The sequence below is a fragment of the Kitasatospora sp. NPDC097605 genome (genome assembly GCF_040302725.1).
Classification (GTDB): domain Bacteria; phylum Actinomycetota; class Actinomycetes; order Streptomycetales; family Streptomycetaceae; genus Kitasatospora.
On sequence record NZ_JBEOSF010000002.1, the window covers coordinates 315,918 to 333,961 of the forward strand.

11 protein-coding genes and 1 pseudogene are annotated in these 18,044 nt (G+C 72.7%); 9 read left to right on the top strand and 3 right to left on the bottom strand.

The features are described 5' to 3' along the window. The first annotated feature begins 27 nt into the window (after window positions 1–27). The 9 genes and pseudogenes from ABTX81_RS03450 to ABTX81_RS03490 all read left to right on the top strand — a co-directional run bounded on the left by ABTX81_RS03450 (window position 28) and on the right by ABTX81_RS03490 (window position 15,814). Window positions 28–1,281 (top strand): phenylacetate--CoA ligase family protein, encoded by a 1,254-nt coding sequence (locus ABTX81_RS03450; protein WP_350541258.1) that lies wholly within the window; start codon window positions 28–30, stop codon window positions 1,279–1,281. Between the two features lie 258 nt (window positions 1,282–1,539). After that, window positions 1,540–1,884: pseudogene (locus tag ABTX81_RS03455) on the top strand (transposase); the annotation flags it as partial. Window positions 1,885–2,164: 280 nt separating this feature from the next. Next, window positions 2,165–3,220 carry a methyltransferase gene (locus ABTX81_RS03460; RefSeq protein ID WP_350541259.1) on the top strand — a complete coding sequence of 352 codons (1,056 nt, stop codon included), beginning with the start codon at window positions 2,165–2,167 and terminating at the stop codon, window positions 3,218–3,220. 26 nt (window positions 3,221–3,246) lie between these two features. After that, window positions 3,247–3,993, top strand: coding sequence for an SDR family NAD(P)-dependent oxidoreductase (locus ABTX81_RS03465; RefSeq protein WP_350541260.1), 747 nt, complete (start codon window positions 3,247–3,249; stop codon window positions 3,991–3,993). Between the two features lie 84 nt (window positions 3,994–4,077). Beyond that, complete coding sequence (locus ABTX81_RS03470) at window positions 4,078–5,214, top strand: SIS domain-containing protein (RefSeq protein ID WP_350541261.1); 1,137 nt, start codon at window positions 4,078–4,080, stop codon at window positions 5,212–5,214. Between the two features lie 54 nt (window positions 5,215–5,268). Continuing rightward, on the top strand, window positions 5,269–12,504 hold the full coding sequence (locus ABTX81_RS03475; protein WP_350541262.1) for a non-ribosomal peptide synthetase: 7,236 nt from the start codon (window positions 5,269–5,271) through the stop codon (window positions 12,502–12,504). Then, complete coding sequence (locus ABTX81_RS03480; protein WP_350541263.1) at window positions 12,501–13,676, top strand: FAD-dependent oxidoreductase; 1,176 nt, start codon at window positions 12,501–12,503, stop codon at window positions 13,674–13,676. The genes ABTX81_RS03475 and ABTX81_RS03480 overlap by 4 nt, the downstream gene beginning before the upstream one ends. Before the next feature lie 40 nt (window positions 13,677–13,716). Then, complete coding sequence (locus tag ABTX81_RS03485) at window positions 13,717–14,946, top strand: cytochrome P450 family protein (protein WP_350541264.1); 1,230 nt, start codon at window positions 13,717–13,719, stop codon at window positions 14,944–14,946. 130 nt (window positions 14,947–15,076) lie between these two features. After that, window positions 15,077–15,814, top strand: a complete 738-nt coding sequence (locus ABTX81_RS03490; protein ID WP_350541265.1) for a dienelactone hydrolase family protein — start codon at window positions 15,077–15,079, stop codon at window positions 15,812–15,814. A gap of 85 nt (window positions 15,815–15,899) precedes the next feature. On the opposite strand, the gene ABTX81_RS03495 is transcribed toward ABTX81_RS03490, so the two are convergent. The 3 genes from ABTX81_RS03495 to paaI form a co-directional block, all read right to left on the bottom strand. Continuing rightward, window positions 15,900–16,571 carry an ATP-dependent Clp protease proteolytic subunit gene (locus ABTX81_RS03495; RefSeq protein WP_502892699.1) on the bottom strand — a complete coding sequence of 224 codons (672 nt, stop codon included), beginning with the start codon at window positions 16,569–16,571 and terminating at the stop codon, window positions 15,900–15,902. 33 nt (window positions 16,572–16,604) lie between these two features. Beyond that, window positions 16,605–17,234, bottom strand: coding sequence for an ATP-dependent Clp protease proteolytic subunit (locus ABTX81_RS03500; RefSeq protein WP_350541325.1), 630 nt, complete (start codon window positions 17,232–17,234; stop codon window positions 16,605–16,607). 322 nt (window positions 17,235–17,556) lie between these two features. Then, on the bottom strand, window positions 17,557–18,021 hold the full coding sequence (paaI, locus tag ABTX81_RS03505; RefSeq protein WP_502892700.1) for a hydroxyphenylacetyl-CoA thioesterase PaaI: 465 nt from the start codon (window positions 18,019–18,021) through the stop codon (window positions 17,557–17,559). Window positions 18,022–18,044 lie beyond the last annotated feature (23 nt).

The following is an 18,044-nucleotide window of genomic DNA, read 5'->3' on the forward strand; positions in this document are numbered from 1 at the left end:
GAACCGACGCACCATCAGGAGAGCCGCATGCCCGCCAAACCCCTCCCCGAGCTGGTCGACTTCGCCCGCCGCAACTCGCCCTTCTACGCCGAGCTGTACCGGGACCTGCCGCCGCGCGTCGAGCACCTCACCGAGCTGCCGGTGATCGAGCAGACCGCCTTCTGGGCCGCCAACTCCTGGCCGGACAACCGCCTGCTCACCGGACCGCTGCTGGACGCCGGCGTCTACAAGACCGGCGGCACCACCGGCGTCCCCAAGTTCTCCCCCTGGACGCGCAGCGAGCACGCCGACTCGGTCACCGCCTTCGGCGCCGGCCTGGTGCAGGCCGGCCTCAAGCCCGGCCACCGGGTCGCCAACCTGTTCTGGGCCGGCGAGCTGTACGGCGGCTTCCTCTACATCGAGAACGCCCTGCACCACGCCCCGGTCGACAACGTCCGGCTGCCGGTCGGCGCCGCACCCGAGGCGTACATCGCCGACCTGATCCACGACTTCGGCGTGGACGTGCTGGCCGGCGAGCCGATGAAGCTCAGCGCCGTCGCCGAGCACCTGGTCAAGCACGGCAAGGTCGCCGAGCGGATCGAACTGCTGCTGTTCGGCGGGGACCTGCTCTTCGCCGACCTGCGGCCGATCCTCTCCCGGGCGTTCCCCAACGCGGCCGTCGCCTCGATCGGCTACGCCTCGGTGGACGCCGGGCTGGTCGGCGCCCCGGTGCCCGGTGACGACGTCCGGGTGCACGAGGCGTTCCCGAACCGCACCGTGGTGGAGCTGGTCGACGACATCACCGGCGAGCCGGTCACCGAGCCCGGGGTGCCCGGCCGGGTGGTGGTCACCAACCTGTTCCGCACCCTGATGCCGATCCTGCGCTACCCGACCGGCGACCGCGCCGAGTGGGTCGACGTGGAGCGCGGGCGGTTCCGGCTGGTCGGCCGCTCCACCGAGGGCGCCCGGGTCGGGACGGTGGCGATGCCGACCGAGGAGATCCGCGCCGTCCTGCTCGCCCACGACCCGGAGCAGATCATCTCCGGCATGCAGCTGGTGCAGCGGCGCTGGGACGGCAAGGACGGGCTGATCCTGCGCCTCGGGTACACCGAGGAACCGCCGGCGGGCCTGGCCGGGCAGCTGGTCGAGGCGGTGTACAAGGCCCGCCCGCTCTACCCGGACGACGTGGCGGCCGGGGTGATCCACGACCTGGTGGTGGAGTGGGTGCCGCGCTCGGAGCTGGCCACCAACCCGCGCACCGGCAAGCTCCAGCAGGTCATCGACGAGCGGCCGCCCGCCTGACCCGTCACACCGGGCGACGGTCCCGGCCGACGCCCGTCCGTGCGTTCCACCGCGCCCCCGCGGTGGAACGCACGCGTTTTCCGGCGGGGGCGGCGGCCGCACGGAAGGGCTCCCGTGACGCCACGGTGAAGATCGCGGACCACACCTGCCGGACGGAATAATTTCGGTCAGATGATCGAACGGACTCCCGGACACCTCTGGGACACCGCGGACTCAGTGCGATCTCTCAATTGGCCACCGGCCTAGGCTGCGAGCGTGATGATCGTCGAGCGCTTGGTCCCTGACGACCTGTGGGATGTCTTCCGGGTGTTGGCGCCCGAGGCCCCGCGACGCCCGCAGGGCGGCGGCCGGCGCCGCTACGGGGACCGCGAGGTGCTGGCGGCGATCGTGTTCGTCGCGACCTCGGGGTGCCCCTGGGCCGGGCTGCCGCCCTGCTTCGGCCCGTCCGGGGCGACCGCCCACCGGCGTTTCACCGAGTGGAGCCGGGCCGGTGTGTGGACCGCGCTCCACCGGGCCCTGCTGGACGAACCCGGCGCGCGGGGTGAGCGGGACTGGTCGCGGCGTGCGATCGACGCGGTGGCGCTGCGCGCCCAACGCGCCAAATGAGATGTCGGCCACGTGCGCTGATGGCAAGAACGGCACCGCACGATTCACGCCACCGGTCGCGCGGGGTCCACGTCAAGGGCCTTGTGTGGAACCGGAGTTTGATGTTGGCTCCTCAACGGACCGGGGGGGCATGGACATGGCGCCCCGAGACCGACGGCATCGCCGCAGCGCCCCGAGCGACCACCCATCGCTCGGCAGAGCCGGGCGGTGCCGGACTCCACCACGACCCGGCCGACGGCGCATGCCCGAGGCCCGCGCTACCGTGAAGGGGATCACCATGACCGAACCACCGGCTCCCGCCGCCCTGGATGAGCTGTGGAACGTGGTGTACACCAGTTTCCGGTTCCCGTTCCTGCACGCCGCCCTGCGCCTGAAGCTGTTCGCCCTGCTCAAGGAGCGGCCGGGCAGCACCCTCGACGGGATCGCCGCCGAACTGGGGCTGGAGACGCGCGCCGCCCGCGTGCTGATGCTGGGCTGCTCGGCCTTCGGGCTGGTGCGCAAGGACGGCGACGGGTACCACAACACCCCCGCGACCGACATCGTGGCGGGCGACCCGGACGACTTCATGCCCGTCCTCATCCGCTACACCCACGAGATGCTGTACCGGCCGATCGGCTGGCTCCACGAGTCGCTGGTGCGGAACGAGAACCTCGGGCTGGAGCGCGAACTGCTCGCCGGCTCCTCGGCGACCACGCTCTACGAACTGCTCGGCCAGGACAAGGACCTGGAGGCGGTGTTCACCGCCATGAAGGAGCACCAGAGCCGCTCGGTGGTCGAGGACCTCGTCGGCGCCGTGGACTTCTCGCCCTACCGCCGCGTCCTGGAGGTCGGCGGCGGCACCGGGACCAACGCCATCGGCTTCGCCGAGAAGTGGCCGCACCTGCGGGCGACCGTCCTGGAGATGCCGAACACGGCGGAGCTGGCGGACGCGCACATCGCCGAGGCGGGCCTGTCCGGGCGGATCGACGCCGTCGGCGCGGACATCCTGCGGGACGAGTTCCCCGGCTCGCACGACTGCGTGGTGTTCTCCCGGTTCCTGGAGATCTGGTCCCCGGAGCAGGCCCGCGCCCTCATCGCCAAGGCCTACCGGGCCCTGGATCCGGGCGGCCACCTGGTGATCGTCGCCTGCGCGCAGAACGACGACGAGACCGGCCCCGCCCACGCCGCCTTCATGGCCGCCTTCCTGCAGACCGTCGCCTCGCCCGAGGGCGCCATCCACACGCCGCGGGACTTCGAGCAGTGGTGCGCCGAGGCGGGCTTCGAGCCGGTGGACCGCCAGTACCCCGGCCGGTTCGACGTCATCCTGCGCGCCCGCAAGCCCGCAGCCGGCTGATCCACGGACCACACGGGGGAACCGACATGACAGCGTCCGACGGACTGGCCGTCGTCACCGGCGGCACCAAGGGCATCGGACTCGCCTTCAGCCGGCGGCTCACCCGGCTGGGATACCGGGTGGTCGCCACCTACCGGGGTGACGAGGAGTCGGCGCGGCAGGCCCTGCGGGACATCGACAAGGGCCTCTCGGTGGTCCGGTCCGACGTCTCGGACCCCGACGAGGTGGCCCGGCTGGCCGAACTCGTCGCCGCCGAGCACGGAGTCCCGAACGCGCTGGTCAACAACGCCGGGCTGAACATCGACCGGCCGTTCCTGGAGATCTCCGACAGCGACTGGCGCCGGGTCCTGGACACCAACCTCTCCGGGCCCTTCTACCTGGCCCGGGCGTTCGCCCCGGCCATGCTGGCGGCCGGCGGCGGCTCGATCGTCAACATCGGCGCCACCACGGCGATCCGGCCCCGGCTGAACGGCGCCAACTACTGTTCGAGCAAGGCCGGCCTGCTCCATCTGACCAAGTGCCTGGCCATGGAGCTCGCGCCGACCATCCGGGTGAACTGCCTCATCCCCGGGATGATCGACACCGAGGAAATGCGGACCCGCTACCGCACGGCCGAGCCGGAGTACCTGAGCGCGCTGCTGGACGAGATCCCGCAGCGCAGGATCGGCGCGACCGAGGACATGGCGGACGCCCTGGAATTCCTGGTGGGCGACAGCGCCGGTTACGTCACGGGCCAGAAGCTGATCGTGGACGGCGGCCAGTTCATGTGGTGACCGCTCCGCCCGGCCCCGCCCCACCCCTGGCGGGCCGCGGACCGTCACCGCCGGCATCACCACCCATCGAGGAGAGGAAAGGTCATGCGATCACGCCTTGAGCGCTACCGGGAATTCCTGGAGCAGGAGTACCGCTCCGGTTTCACGAAGTCGGACGAGTACGACATCTCCGGGATCTCCGGCGATCTCGCGCGGCGGATGCGGGACGGCCGGTTCACCCGCGTCGTGTTCAGCGGAATGGGCTGCTCGGCCATCGTGTCGGACGTGATCCGGGTGTTCTTCACCTCGATCCGCAGCGACCTGGAGGTCCACGTCTTCAACGACTACGACTTCGAGTACCTCGTTCCGCGCTCGGTGATCGAGGACGACCGCACGCTCATCGTCCTGAGCTCCTACAGCGGCCACTCCAACGAGCCGGTCCGCGCCTTCCACGCGCTGCGCCCGATGCACGACCGGGTGCTGCTGCTCACCTCCGGCGGGCGGCTCGGCGCGCTGGGCGAGGAGCACGGAGTGTCCGTCGCCCGCTGGACGCTGAGCAGGCCGGACCGCGAGTACCCGCTGTTCCACGTCGGCCAGTACTTCTCCATTCTGGTTGACATGTTCCTGAATATCGGTCTGCTGGACACCGACCACGGCCCCGAGGCCCGCGCCCTGGCCAAGACCCTGGAGACCGACTTCACCCCGGAGCTGCGCGCGCTGGCCGCCGACGCCGCCGCCCGGAGCGAGAACGCCAACATCATCATGCTCGGCTCCCCCAAGTGGCACGAGAGCCTGCTGAAGCTCGCCAAGATGCACTTCAACGAGATCGCCATGGTGCCGGCGACCCGCAACTACTTCCACGAGTTCTGCCACAGCGAGGTCGCCACGCTCACCGACCCCGAGCGCCGGCACAGCGTCCTCGTCTTCGCCGACCCGGAGGAGGACGAGTACACCCGGGAGAAGCGCCGCAACCTGGTCTCCCTGCTGACCGCGCCGATCCCGCAGAACGCGAACGTCACCGTCACCGAGATCGAGCTGGACCAGCCGACCTTCATGCGCCAGTACTTCACCGCGCTGGAGTTCGTCCAGTACCTCACCCTCGACCTCGGCCTGGCACGGGAGACGCGCTCCCGCAACCTCATCTCCGAGGCCGCCGGGAACCCCTGGTACCACGGCAGCACCATCGCCGCCGAGAGCGCGGGGAACGAGGAAGACGCGGAGAACGCCGAGAACGCCTCCTGAGGCAGCCGCACAGCCCGGACACCGACGGCCACGGCCGAGACGAATGGAGCGATCGTGAATCCCCGGGGGCGCACCTCTCTCACCGCCTACCAGCAGGACATCTGGGCAGCGAACTCCCTCTTCCCGGATCTCCCGCAGTTCAACTGCTTCATCACCGACCGGTTCACCGGCGAGGTGGACGTGGACCTGCTCAAGGAGTGCCTGCGCCGCGCGGCCGACCGCAACGACGCGTTCCGGCTCCGGATCGACCCGGAGGACGGCACCCCGCGCCAGTGGGCCGAGCACGAGGCGTTCGACATCCCGACGATCGACCTCTCCGCGGCCGCCGCGCCCCGCGCCGCCTGCGCGAGGTGGATCAAGGACGCCTTCGACGTCCCGTTCGCGGTGGAGCGCCGCCGGCTGTTCGAGATCGCGGTCCTCAGGGAGCGCGAGGACGTCGTCCACAGCTATGTGAAGGTCCATCACATCATCGCCGACGCCTGGGGATTGAACCTCTTCATGTCCCAGGTCCGCGCCGAGTACGACCGGGTGCGGCGGACCGGGCGGTTCGACGACCGTCCCGCTCCGTCGTACCTGGACTTCGTCGAGGAGGAGCGCCGCTACCGGGAGTCCGACGAGCACGCGCGGGACCGCGCGTACTTCCAGGAGCAACTGGAGGGCGTCGCCCCGGCGTTCTTCCGCCGCGCCGCCCCGGCCGGCTCCCGGCGCAGCACCCGCCACAGCTTCCTGATCGAGCGCGGCGTCATCGACGCCATCCGCGCCCGCGGCCACTCGGTCTTCGCCTTCGTCGCCGCTGCCTTCGCCGTCTACCTCTCCCGGATCCACGGCACCGACGACGTGGTCCTGGGCGTGCCGCTGCTGAACCGGCCGACCGACGGGCAGCGGCGGACCGTCGGCCACTTCGCCAACACCCTGCCGCTGCGGGTGGCCCCGGGCGGGCGGACCATGAGCGAACTCGTCGCCGGGGTGCAGAGCGCGACCCGGGCCCTCAAGCCGCACGAGCGGTTCCCGGTGGGCGACCTGCTGCGCTCGGTGCCGCTCCAGGACAGCGGCCCCAAGCGGCTGTTCGACACCACCATCGCCTATCTGCGCTGGCCCAACCCGCTCGACGTCCAGGGCGTGGCGTACGAGACCGTCGTCCAGGCCCGCGCCCACGACGACGACGTCCTCGCGGTCGTCGTCAACGAACTCGACGACGTGAGCGACGTCCTGGTCGACATGGACTACGCCCTCGACGTCTTCGACGCGGACTTCCCGGTCGAGTCGGTGGCCACCCACCTCGACGCGATCCTCCGGGGCACCCTCGCCCGGCCGGACGCGCCGCTGGCGCAGATCCCGATGATCGGCGAGGCCGAGCGCGCCGCCCTGGTCGCCACCGGCAGCGGCCCCGTGCGCGACTTCTCCGCGCACACCACCGTCCACGCGCTCTTCGAGCGGCAGGCGGCCAGGACGCCCGACCGGCCCGCCGTCCTCACGGACGACCCCGCCGGGTCGCTGAGCTTCGCCCGACTGGACGCCTGGGCGAACCACATCGCCCACGGGCTGCGCGGCGACGGCGTCACGGTCGGCGACCGGGTGGCCGTACTGGCCGAGCGCGGCCCGCAGCTGGTCGCGGCCGTCCTCGGGGTGCTCAAGGCCGGCGCCGCGTACGTCCCCCTCGACCCGGGCCACCCCGCCGAACGGGTCCGCTTCCTGCTGGCCGACAGCGGGGCCAGGTCCGTCCTGCTGGGCGCCACCGTGCCCGCCGGCCTGGTCGGCGACGCCGTACCGGTGCGACCCCTGGACGCCACCCCGCGCACCGCGCCCGCACCGCCCGCCCCCGCCGGCGGCCCCGGCGACCTCGCCTACGTCATCTACACCTCCGGCTCCACCGGGCGGCCCAAGGGCGTGCAGGTCGAGCACCGCTCGGTGGTGAACCGGCTGGAGTGGATGCAGCACCGCTACCCGGTCGGCGCCGACGACGTCCTGCTCCAGAAGACCCCGGTGACCTTCGACGTCTCGGTGTGGGAGCTGTTCTGGTGGGCGATCACCGGCGCCGGGCTCGCCCAGCTCCCGCCCGGCGGCGAGCGGGACCCCGCGGTCATCCTCGGCACCGTCGGGACGCACCGGGTGAGCGTCGCCCACTTCGTGCCCTCGATGCTCGGCCCCTTCCTCGACCTGGTCGAGGAGAGCCCGGCGCTGCTCGACGACCTCGCCTCGCTGCGGCTGGTGTTCTGCAGCGGCGAGGCGCTGACGCCCTCCCAGGTGAACCGGTTCAACCGGCTGTTCGCCGGGGCCGGCGACGCGGCGCCCCGGCTGGTCAACCTCTACGGCCCGACCGAGGCCACCGTCGACGTCACCCACCACGACTGCCCGTCCGGCGCGGACGGGCCGGTCCGGCGGGTGCCGATCGGGCGGCCGATCGACAACACCCGGCTCTACGTGGTCGGCGCGCACGGCGACCTGCAGCCCGCCGGCGTCCCCGGTGAGCTGTGCGTCGCCGGCGCCGGGGTGGCCCGCGGCTACCTGGACCGGCCCGAGCTGGACGCGGCCGCCTTCGTGGCCGACCCGTTCGCCCCCGGCGGGCCCGGGGCGCGGATGTACCGCACCGGCGACCTGGCCCGCTGGCTCGCCGACGGCTCCCTGGAGTACCTGGGCCGGCTGGACGACCAGGTCAAGATCCGCGGCAACCGGGTGGAGCTCGGCGAGGTGCGCGACCGCCTGGCGGCGTACCCGGGCGTGCGGGACGCGATCGTGGTGGACCGGACCGCACCGGCCCGCGGCGTCCACCTGGTGGGCTACTACGTCGCGGACGAGGAGCTGCCGGTCGCGGACCTGCGGGCCCGGCTGCTGGACTCGCTGCCGGAGTTCATGGTCCCGGCGTTCTTCCTGCGGATCGAGCGGATCCCGCTCACCGCCAACGGCAAGGCCGACCGGCGCCGGCTGCCGGCCCCCGCCGTGGCGGCGGACACCACCGCCGCGGCCCCGGCCACCGAGGTCGAGGCGAGGATCGCGGCGGCCTGGTCCGCCGTGCTGGAGACCGGGCCGGTCGGCGTCGACCAGGACTACTACTCCCTGGGCGGCGACTCGATCATGATGCTCCGCATCCAGGCCGAGGCCCGGCGCACGGGCGTCCACTTCACCCTGGCCGACATGGTCCGCAACCCCACGGTGGCCGGACTCGCCGCGGCCGCGACCACCTCCGCGCCGCAGGCCCCGGAGGCCCCGCTGGAGCCGTTCGCGCTGGTCTCCGGCGTCGACCGGGCCCGGCTGGCCGGCCTGGCGGACGCCTACCCGGCCACCCGGCTGCACCTCGGCCTGCTCTACCACAGCCGGGAGCGCGAGCGGACGGCCGTCTACCACGACGTCTTCCGCTACTCCCTGCGGACCGACTGGCACGAGGAGGCGCTGCGCCGCGCCTTCGACGCCCTGGTGCGGCGCCACCCGGTGCTGCGCTCCGCCTTCGACCTGGGCGGCTTCTCCGAACCGCTGCAGCTCGTCCACCACGAGGCCGCCGGCGGGCTGGAGATCGCCGACCTGCGCGGTCGGGACGAGCGGGAGGCACGGGCCGAGGTCGACCGGCACGTCGAGGAGCGGCGGTACCACGCGTACCGGCCGGACCACCCGCCGCTGTACCTGTTCCGCGCCCATGTCCTGGACGGCTCCGTGGAGTTGGTGTTCAGCTTCCACCACGCGATCCTGGACGGCTGGAGCGTGGCCACCCTGGTGCGCGAACTGCTCCAGGACTACCTCCACCACGCCGGGCGGCCGGTCGCCGCCGTCCCCTCCGACGAGCTGCCCTCCCCCGCCCTCCACGTCCGCGAGGAGCGCCGGGCGCTGGCCTCCGAAGCCTCCCGGGCCTACTGGCAACGGCTGCTCGCCGGCGCCGAGCTGGTCCAGATCGACGGCCTGCGGCCGTACGAGCCGGCCGGCGACCGGTCGCTCGTCGTCCACCACGTCGAACTGCCGGACGGCCTCGGCGACGCCGTGCGCGCGCTGGCCCGCGCCCACGGCCTGCCGGTCAAGTCCCTGCTGCTCGCGGCGCACTGCCTGACCCTGCGGCTGCTCTCCGGCACCCGGGACATCACCACCGGCCTGGTCACCGGCGGGCGGCCGGAGGAGGCCGGCGCGGAGCGGATCACCGGGCTGTTCCTGGAGACGCTGCCGCTGCGCCTGGACGGCCGCCCGCGGACCTGGCTGGACGCGGCGCGCGAGGTCCACCGGCAGGAGCGCGACAGCCACCCCCACCGGCGCTACCCGCTCAGCGCGATCCAGGAGGACCGCGGCGGGGACGTCGTCTTCGAGACCGCCTTCAACTACGTCCACCCGCACGTCCTCACCGAGCTCCTGGCGGACACCGGCCTGGAGCTGGCGGACTTCCGGACCTGGGAGGAGACCAACTTCACCCTGCTGGTCAACGCGGTGGTCGACCCGGTGGACGAGCGCCTGTGGCTGCGGATGGACTGCGACGGGCGCACCTTCTCCCGCTCCCAGGCCGAGAGCCTCGGCCGGACGTACCTGGCCGTGCTGCGCCGGATCGCCGAACACCCGGACGCGGACGTGGACTTCGCCTTCCTCTGCGACCCCCGGGACGAGGCGGCCCTGACCGCCCGCACCGGCACCGGCACCGCCTCCGCCGCCGACGCGCCGGCGGACGTCATCCGGCGGATCGCGGAGCACGTCGCCCGCACGCCCGACGCGGTGGCCGTCTCCTGCGGACCGCGGCAGTGGACGTACGCCCGGCTCGACGAGGCCGCCGACCGGATCGCCCACGGTCTGATCGCCGCCGGCGCCCGGCCCGGATCCACCGTCGGCATCGCCATGGACCGCTCCCCGGAGACCCTGGCCACCGTGCTGGGCGTCGGGAAGGCGGGCGCCGCCTGCGTCCCGCTCGACATCGGCTACCCGCCGGCCCGGCTCGCGGCGATGGTCGCGCAGGCCGACCCGCTGCGGATCATCACCGGCCCGGCGCACGCCCACCTCTTCGAGGACGCCTCCCGGCTGCTGTCCGTCGACGAGCTGCTCGCCGCCGAACCGGCCCCCGACGCGCCGGAGTTGCCGGAGATCACCGGCGAGACCGTCGCCTACCTGCTGTTCACCTCCGGATCCAGCGGCGAGCCCAAGGGCGTCGAACTGCCGCACCGGGTGCTCGCCAACTACATGGAGTGGCAGATCCCCGCTGCCAGCGGCGCGGCGGGCGGCAGGACGCTCCAGTTCGCCCCGCTGAGCTTCGACGTGGCGTTCCAGGAGATCTACTCCACCCTCTGCGGCGGCGGCACCCTGCAACTGATCGCCGAGGAGGAGCGGCGCGACATGCCGGCGCTGCTGCGCCTGCTGGACCGCGAGGAGGTGGAGCGGGTGTTCATGCCGTTCGTCGCGCTCCAGCAACTCGCCGAGACCTCCCAGACGCTGGGCCTGCGGCCCCGCGCGCTGCGGGTGGTGATCTCCTCCGGGGAGCAGCTGCGGATCACCGAGGAGATCCGCCGGTTCTGCGCCGCGCTGCCGGGCACCGTGCTGGAGAACCAGTACGGCCCCACCGAGACCCATCTGCTGACCCACCACACGATGACCGGCGACCCGGCCGCCTTCCCGGACCTGCCGCCCATCGGCGTGCCGATCGACGGGATCGAGGTCCACCTGCTCGACGGGCTGATGCGGCCGGTCCCGCCCGGCGCCAAGGGCGAGATCCACATCGGCGGGGTGTGCCTGGCGCACGGCTACCGCGACCGGCCCGACCTCACCGAGCAGCGCTTCGTCCCGCACCCCAACGGCGAGCCGGGCGCCCGCCTCTACCGCACCGGGGACCTCGCCCGGGTGATGCCCGACGGCAACCTCGTCTGGCTCGGCCGCGCCGACTCCCAGGTGAAGGTGCGCGGCTTCCGGGTCGAACTCGCCGAGGTGGAGATCGCCATCGGCAAGCTCGCCGAGGAGCAGCCCGGCATCCGCGAGGCCGCGGTGGTGGCCCGGCGCCGGGAGGGCGCGGACGCCTTCCTCGCGGCGTTCCTGGTCGGCGACCCGCGCAGCGTGGACCTCGACGAGGTGCGCACCCGGCTGCGCGCGGCGCTGCCCGACCACATGGTGCCCTCGCACCTGGAGTGGCTGCCGCGGCTGCCCCTGACGCCCAGCGGCAAGCGGGACGACGCGCTGCTGCGCCGGATGCCGCTCGCCGCACCGGCCGCCGACGCCGCCCCTCCGGGCGACGAGCACGAGCGGGCGCTGGTGGGCATCCTGGCGGAGCTGCTGGAGCTGCCGACGGTCGGGGTGCGGGACAACTTCTTCGACATCGGCGGCACCTCGCTGACCGCGATGCGGCTGGTGATGACGATCGAGAAGCGCTACGGCGTCGGCGTCCCGCTCTCGGCCTTCGTCGCGGCGCCGACCGTCGCCGGGCTCGCGGAACGGCTGCGGGCCGGGGAACCGGCGGCGGAGTTCGACCCCGTCGTGCCGATCCGCACCGGGGGCTCCGAGCCCCCGCTGTTCCTGGTCCACCCGCTCGGCGGCCATGTGCTCTGCTACGTCCGGCTCGCCCGCCACCTGCCCGAAGACCGGCCCGTCTACGCGCTGCAGGCCGCCGGGAGCGTCGCCGGCACCGAGCCGCTCGGCTCGGTCGGCGAGCTGGCCGACAGCTACCTCAAGGCGATCCGCCGGGCCTGCCCGGACGGCCCGTACGTCATCGGCGGCTGGTCGTTCGGCGGCTTCATCGCCTTCGAGATGGCCCGCCGGCTGCGGCGCGCCGACCCGGACGCGCTCGCGGGCGCCGTGCTGATCGACCCGGTCTTCCTGGAGCGGGGCGAGCGGCCCGACGCCACCGACCACTCGCTGCTGGAGTGGTTCTTCTGGGAGCTGCTGTGGACCGGCCGGGACGGGACCGCGCCGGTGGTCGCGCTGCCGGAAGGGCTGGACGAGGAGGCGAAGTTCGGCTTCATCGCCGACCACGCCACCCGGGCCGGCGTCCTGCCGGCGGGCAGCTCCCGCACCACCGTGCGGCGCCTGTTCGGGATGTTCCGGGCGCACTGGCAGGCGATCCTCTCCTACGACCCCGAGCCCGGCGACGAGGACGTCGTCCTGCTCCGCGCCACCGCGGAACTCCCGGACATCCTCCGGCCGATGCACGGGGCCGCCCGCAGCCTGCACGAGGACCCGGCCAACGGCTGGGGAAGCCTGACCACCGGCCGGCTGGAGGTGGTGGACGTCCCCGGCGACCACCTGGTCCTGCTGGACGAACCGCACGTGACCGTCGTCGCCCAACGAATCGCAGAGGCGCTGGCCGACCGCCCCGGTCGGCGGCCGGCCGAGAGGAGCGGGACATGACGCAGCACCCCCCACGCAAGGCCCTCGTCATCGGGGCCGGGATCGGCGGGCTGGCCGCCGCGGCCACCCTGCGCCGGGTCGGCGTCGAGGTCCGGATCTTCGAACGGGCCCCCGAGCTGCGCCCGGGGACGACGGCGGTCTCCCTGATGTGCAACGCGATCCTGGCACTGCGCACCCTGGACATCGACATCGCCCCGGGCCTCGACAAGCGCGCCGAGGTCTTCGACGAGCTGAAGTTCCTCACCCGGCGCGGCCGGCCGATCCGGGCGCTGCCGTTCCGCGACCTCGCGCGGCGGCTGGGCGCGTCGAACTACGCCGTCCACCGGGCCGACCTCCAGCAGACGCTGCTGGAGGCGGTCGGCGGCGACCAGGTCATCGAACTCAACGCGGCGGCCACCGGGTTCACCGCCGACGACGACGGCGTCGAGGTCGCCTTCGAGGACGGCCGGACGGTCTCCGGCGACCTGCTGATCGGCGCGGACGGCTTCAACTCCGCGATCCGCCGGCAGATCGCGGTCGCCGACGACCCGCGGCCCGGCGACTACGTGTGCTGGCTGGCGACCGTGCCCTTCGCCCATCCGCGGCTCACCAAGGGGTACGCCGCGCACTACTGGGGGCGGGGCCAGCGCTTCGGCCTCGCCGACATCGGCCACGGCCGCGCGTACTGGTGGGCGACGAAGAACGTCCCCGCCGGGTCCGCCCCGGCCCGGCGGACCGACAAGGGCGAGATCGCCCGTCTCTTCGGCGGCTGGGCGCCCGAGGTGCGGGAGGCGATCCGGGTCACCCCCGAGGAGACGATCGTCCGCATCACCGCCCAGGACCGCCCGTTCCTGCCGCGCTGGGGCTCCGGCCGGATGACCCTGCTCGGCGACGCGGCGCACCCGATGCTGGTGAGCCTCGGCCAGGGAGCGGCGCTCGCCATCGAGGACGCCGTCGTGCTCGCCGGGCACCTCAAGGGGGCGAGCGACGTGTCCGCGGCCCTGCGCGGCTACGAGGACGAGCGCCGGCCGCGGACCGAGGCCCTGGTCGGCGCGGCCCGCGCGCTCAGCATGACCGAGCAGCTGGAGGGCCTGTTCCCCGCCACGATGCGCGACCTCTACTTCCGGTTCGCGCCCATGTCCACGTTCACCAGCCAGAACGAAGCGGTCCTCACCTGGCCCCCGCGGGGCTGACCTCGCCCCGCGACCCTCGGCCCCGTCCCTGGAGCACCCCATGGATCTGTCCCACCCGCTGTTCGCCCTCGACCCGTACGCGACCGACGTCCACGCCGAGGCCGAACGGCTGCGCGCGGCCGGCCCCGTCGTCCCGGTGGACGTGGTCGGCGTGGCCGCCTGGGCGGTCAGCCACCACGCCGTCGCCCAGCAGATACTGGAGGACTCCCGGTTCCTGACGAACAGCCGGAACTGGGGGGCGTTGCAGCGCGGCGAGGTCCCCGAGGGCTGGCCGCTGATGAAGATCATCATGGGTCAGAACATGGGCACCGCCGACGGCGCCGAGCACCGCCGGCTGCGCGGGCTGGTCTCCCGGGCGTTCACCCCGCGCCGGGTGGAGGCACTGCGGCCCCGGATCCAGCAGATCGTCGACGACCTGCTGGACGGCATCGCCGCCACCCCGGCGGGCGGCGTCGCCGACCTCAAGGCCGGCTTCGCCGTCCCGCTGCCGATGGGGGTGATCTGCGAACTGTTCGGCGTGCCCGCCGAGCAGCACGCGCCGCTGCACGCCCTGTGCAACGCCGCCTTCGACACCACCTCCCGGCCCGAGGAGGTCGCCGCCACCGAGAAGGGCCTCTACCGCCTCATGGCCGAGCTGGCCGAGAGCAAGATCGCCGAGCCGGGCGACGACCTCACCTCGATGCTGCTCGAACACCGCACCGAGGGCACCATCACCTTCGACGAGCTGGTCGACACCCTGATCCTGGTGCTGGCCGCCGGGCACCAGACCACCATCAACTTCTTCACCAACGCCCTGCTCGCCCTGATCACCCACCCCGACCAGCTGGAGCTGGTGCGGGCCGGCGCGATCTCCTGGGAGACGGTCACCGAGTCGGCCCTGGCCTGGGACTCCCCGGTCAGCCAGAGCCCGTTCCGCTACCCGGCGCAGGACATCGAGATCGGCGGCACGGTGATCCGCCGGGGCGAGCCGGTGATGATGTCCTACGCGGCGCTCGGGCGGGATCCGGCGCACTTCGGCCCGCTGGCCGCGTCCTTCGACGCCGGCCGCGACGCCCGGCACCTGTCCTTCGGCCACGGACCGCACTTCTGCGTGGGCGCCCCACTGGCCCGGCTGGAGGCGCACATCGCGCTGCCGGCCTTCTTCGCCCGCTTCGACGCCGAACTCGCCGTCCCGGCCCAGGAGGTGGAGCCGTTCCCGTCGCTGGCGCTGAACGGCATCCGCGCCCTGCCCGCCGTGATCAGACCGCGGACGGCGGCGGCCGCCGTCTGACCGGCGGACCACGGGGCGGTGTCGCGCCGGGGGTGAGGGGGGCGCGCGGCGGCCCCTTTCCCGGGAACCCGCGGCGCGGTCAGCGCGGCATCACCGGCGGGACGCCCGGCGGTCACTACAGTCGCGTCCCATGACGACGGTTACCACGCGCTCGGTCGCGTACCCGGCCGACGGTCTGACGATGGTCGGGCACCTCGCGCTGCCGGCCGGCACCGACCGCCGGCCGGCGGTGCTGGTCGGGCCCGAGGGGCCGGGGCTGAACGACTTCCAGCGCCGCCGGGCCGACCGGCTGGCCGGACTCGGCTATGTGGCACTGGCCTTCGACATCAACGGCGGACGCTGGTTCACCGACCCGCAGGAGATACTGGCCCGGGTGATGCCCCTGCTCGCCGACCCCGGCCGGATACGGGACATCGGCCGGGCCGCGCTCGAAGTGCTGTACGCCGAACCGCGGACCGACCCCGGCCGGATCGCCGCCGTCGGCTACGGCACCGGGGGCGCGATCGCGCTGGAACTCGGGCGCGACGGCGTCGACCTGCGGGCGATCGGGACCGTCAACGGCCTGACCACGGGGCGGCCCGGCGAGGCGTCCCGGATCCGCTGCCCGGTGTGGGCCGGCGTCGGATCCGAGGACCCGATCATGCCGCCCGCACAACGGGAGGCGTTCGCCGCCGAGATGCAGGCCGCGGGCGTCGACTGGCGGCTCGTGGTCTACGGCGGGGCCCTGCACGCCTTCCACCACCCGCCGGTCGACCAGGCCGTGCTCCCCGGTGTCGGCCACCACCCCCGGCACGCCGAGCGGGCCTGGCGCGACGTCCTCGACCTGCTCGCGGAGTGCCTGCCGGTCGAGGAGTACGCCGGCCGCTAGCGCGGGATGCGGACAGGGTCGGGACAGCTACGCGTCCCGGCCCTGTCGCGGAAGTCGGTGACGGCTTCGGAGAGTCGACGGGGCGTCAGTCCCGTCCGGGTATGACGCGGGGCTCGATCACATGATCGATGAGTCCGTACTCCTTGGCGTCCGCGGCGGTGAAGATCCGGTCCCGCTCGACGTCCTCGATGATCTGTTCCGGCGTCCGCCGCGTGTGCTTGGCCAGCACCGTCCCCAGCAGCTGGCTCAGCCGCTCGACCTCCGCGGCGTGGAGCTCCAGGTCGGACACCTGGCCCTGGCTGCCCTGGTGGTAGGGCTGGTGGACGAGCATCCGGGCGCTCGGCAGCGCCATCCGCTTCCCCGGCGTCCCGGCGGCGAGCAGCAGGGCGGCGGTGGAGTTGGCCTGCCCCAGGCAGACCGTCTGGATGTCGGGCTTGACGAACTGCATGGTGTCGTAGATGGCGGTGAACGCCGTGAACGAGCCACCCGGCGAGTTGATGTAGAGCGAGATGTCCCGGTCCGGGTCCATGGCTTCCAGGCAGAGCAGCTGGGCCATGATGTCGTTGGTCGCCGTGTCGTCGACCTGGCTCCCGAGGAAGATCACCCGCTCGCTGAAGAGCTTGCCGTACGGATCCATCTCCCTGGATCCCTGCGACGTGCGCTCCACGAAGCTCGGAACGATGTATCGGGCTTCCATCGGCAGGCCCCTGGCGTGAGACGGGTATTCACTTGGCTTCACTGTGTACGACACCTCCATGCGAACGGGCGTTGCGGTCCCACCACCCGGTGATCAGGCGGACTTGCTCCCGGGCAGGCCGCCACCCGGCGCCTGCGCGGCATGGGTCATGATGTCGTCGATGAGGCCGTACTCCTTGGCCTCGGTGGGCGTGAACCAGCGGTCGCGGTCCGAGTCCTGGGTGATCCGCTCGAAGGTCTGCCCGGAGTGATGGGCGATCAGCTCGGCCATCTCCCGCTTGGTCTCCAGCAGTTGCTTGGCGTGGATCCGGATGTCGGTGGCGGAGCCCGCGAGCCCGGCGGACGGCTGGTGCATGAGAATGCGGGTGTGCGGCAGCGCGAAGCGCTTCCCCGGGGTGCCGGCGGTGAGCAGGAACTGGCCCATCGACGCACAGAAACCCATGGCGACGGTGACGACGTCGTTGCGGATGTACTGCATGGTGTCGTAGATCGCCATACCGGCCATCACCGAGCCGCCGGGCGAGTTGATGTACAGGTAGATGTCCTGGTCCGTGTCGGCGGCCAGCGAGAGCATCTGGGCGGTGATCTGGTTGGCGATTTCGTCGTCGACTTCCTTGCCCAGGAAAATGATGCGGTCCCCGAGCAGGCGGTTGTAGATCTGGTCACCGAACGCCACGCCAGCGACAGGGCTGTAGGCGGAGGGTGCCGGCTGGTGGAACTTCATGTCACTCATGTATTCCCCTGTTCTCGACCGGGCCCCAGGGGCTTCCCGGGGAAACGGCGCGGGGGAAGTGACGTGCGAACTCGCTTGCCCCCAGCCTTGTTTGAGGCTAACACGTTCATCCGATCCGGACCTCGGGTCCGCCTACCGTTCGCTCAGAGCGGAGGCATGCCTCAACGACCGCTGTTATGGCGGTCGTTGGGGCGAGCGCGGAAGTCGGTGGATCAGCTGCCGTGAACAGGGCGGTTGGTGACGGACCATCGGAGCGGGGCGACGGCGACCGGCCGGCACGGGCCTCGGGAGCCACTCGCGGCGGCCCCGGTCCTCAGCCCGTCTGCGGGGCCCCGGCGAGCATCACGCTCTGGCCGCGGAATTCCGCGATCACCTTTTGCGCGGCGTTCCGGACCGTCACGTCGTAAACGCCGGTCCGCCCGGAGCGGGTCCGCTCCACCGCCTCGGCCGTCAGTTCGTCCCCGACCGCCGCCGGCGCCAGGAAGGTCACCTGCGCGGCCTGGGCCACCGTCACCGGGCCGTAACTGTTGCACGCGTAGGAGAACGCGGCATCGGCGAGCAGGAAGAGAAATCCGCCGTGGGCGATACCGTGCCCGTTGGCCATCACCGGGGCGACCGTCATCCGCATCACCGCGTGCCCGGTGGACACCGCTTCGAGCGTGATACCGAGACCCTGGCAGGCCCGGTCGCGCCCGTACAGCGCGGCCATCCGGGAATTCGGCAGGCCGTCCTTCGCCGGTGCGCCGGAATCCGTGCCCGCCGCGGTGTCCACGCTCATGACGCCCTGCTTTCTCCGGGAAC

Excerpts from the sequence above, each read along its gene's own strand:
- ABTX81_RS03450 (WP_350541258.1), top strand. The coding sequence starts at position 28 with ATGCCCGCCAAACCCCTCCCCGAGCTGGTCGACTTCGCCCGCCGCAAC.
- ABTX81_RS03460 (WP_350541259.1), top strand. The coding sequence starts at position 2,165 with ATGACCGAACCACCGGCTCCCGCCGCCCTGGATGAGCTGTGGAACGTG.
- ABTX81_RS03465 (WP_350541260.1), top strand. The coding sequence starts at position 3,247 with ATGACAGCGTCCGACGGACTGGCCGTCGTCACCGGCGGCACCAAGGGC.
- ABTX81_RS03470 (WP_350541261.1), top strand. The coding sequence starts at position 4,078 with ATGCGATCACGCCTTGAGCGCTACCGGGAATTCCTGGAGCAGGAGTAC.
- ABTX81_RS03480 (WP_350541263.1), top strand. The coding sequence starts at position 12,501 with ATGACGCAGCACCCCCCACGCAAGGCCCTCGTCATCGGGGCCGGGATC.
- ABTX81_RS03485 (WP_350541264.1), top strand. The coding sequence starts at position 13,717 with ATGGATCTGTCCCACCCGCTGTTCGCCCTCGACCCGTACGCGACCGAC.
- ABTX81_RS03490 (WP_350541265.1), top strand. The coding sequence starts at position 15,077 with ATGACGACGGTTACCACGCGCTCGGTCGCGTACCCGGCCGACGGTCTG.
- ABTX81_RS03495 (WP_502892699.1), bottom strand. The coding sequence starts at position 16,571 with ATGGAGGTGTCGTACACAGTGAAGCCAAGTGAATACCCGTCTCACGCC.
- ABTX81_RS03500 (WP_350541325.1), bottom strand. The coding sequence starts at position 17,234 with ATGAAGTTCCACCAGCCGGCACCCTCCGCCTACAGCCCTGTCGCTGGC.
- paaI (WP_502892700.1), bottom strand. The coding sequence starts at position 18,021 with ATGAGCGTGGACACCGCGGCGGGCACGGATTCCGGCGCACCGGCGAAG.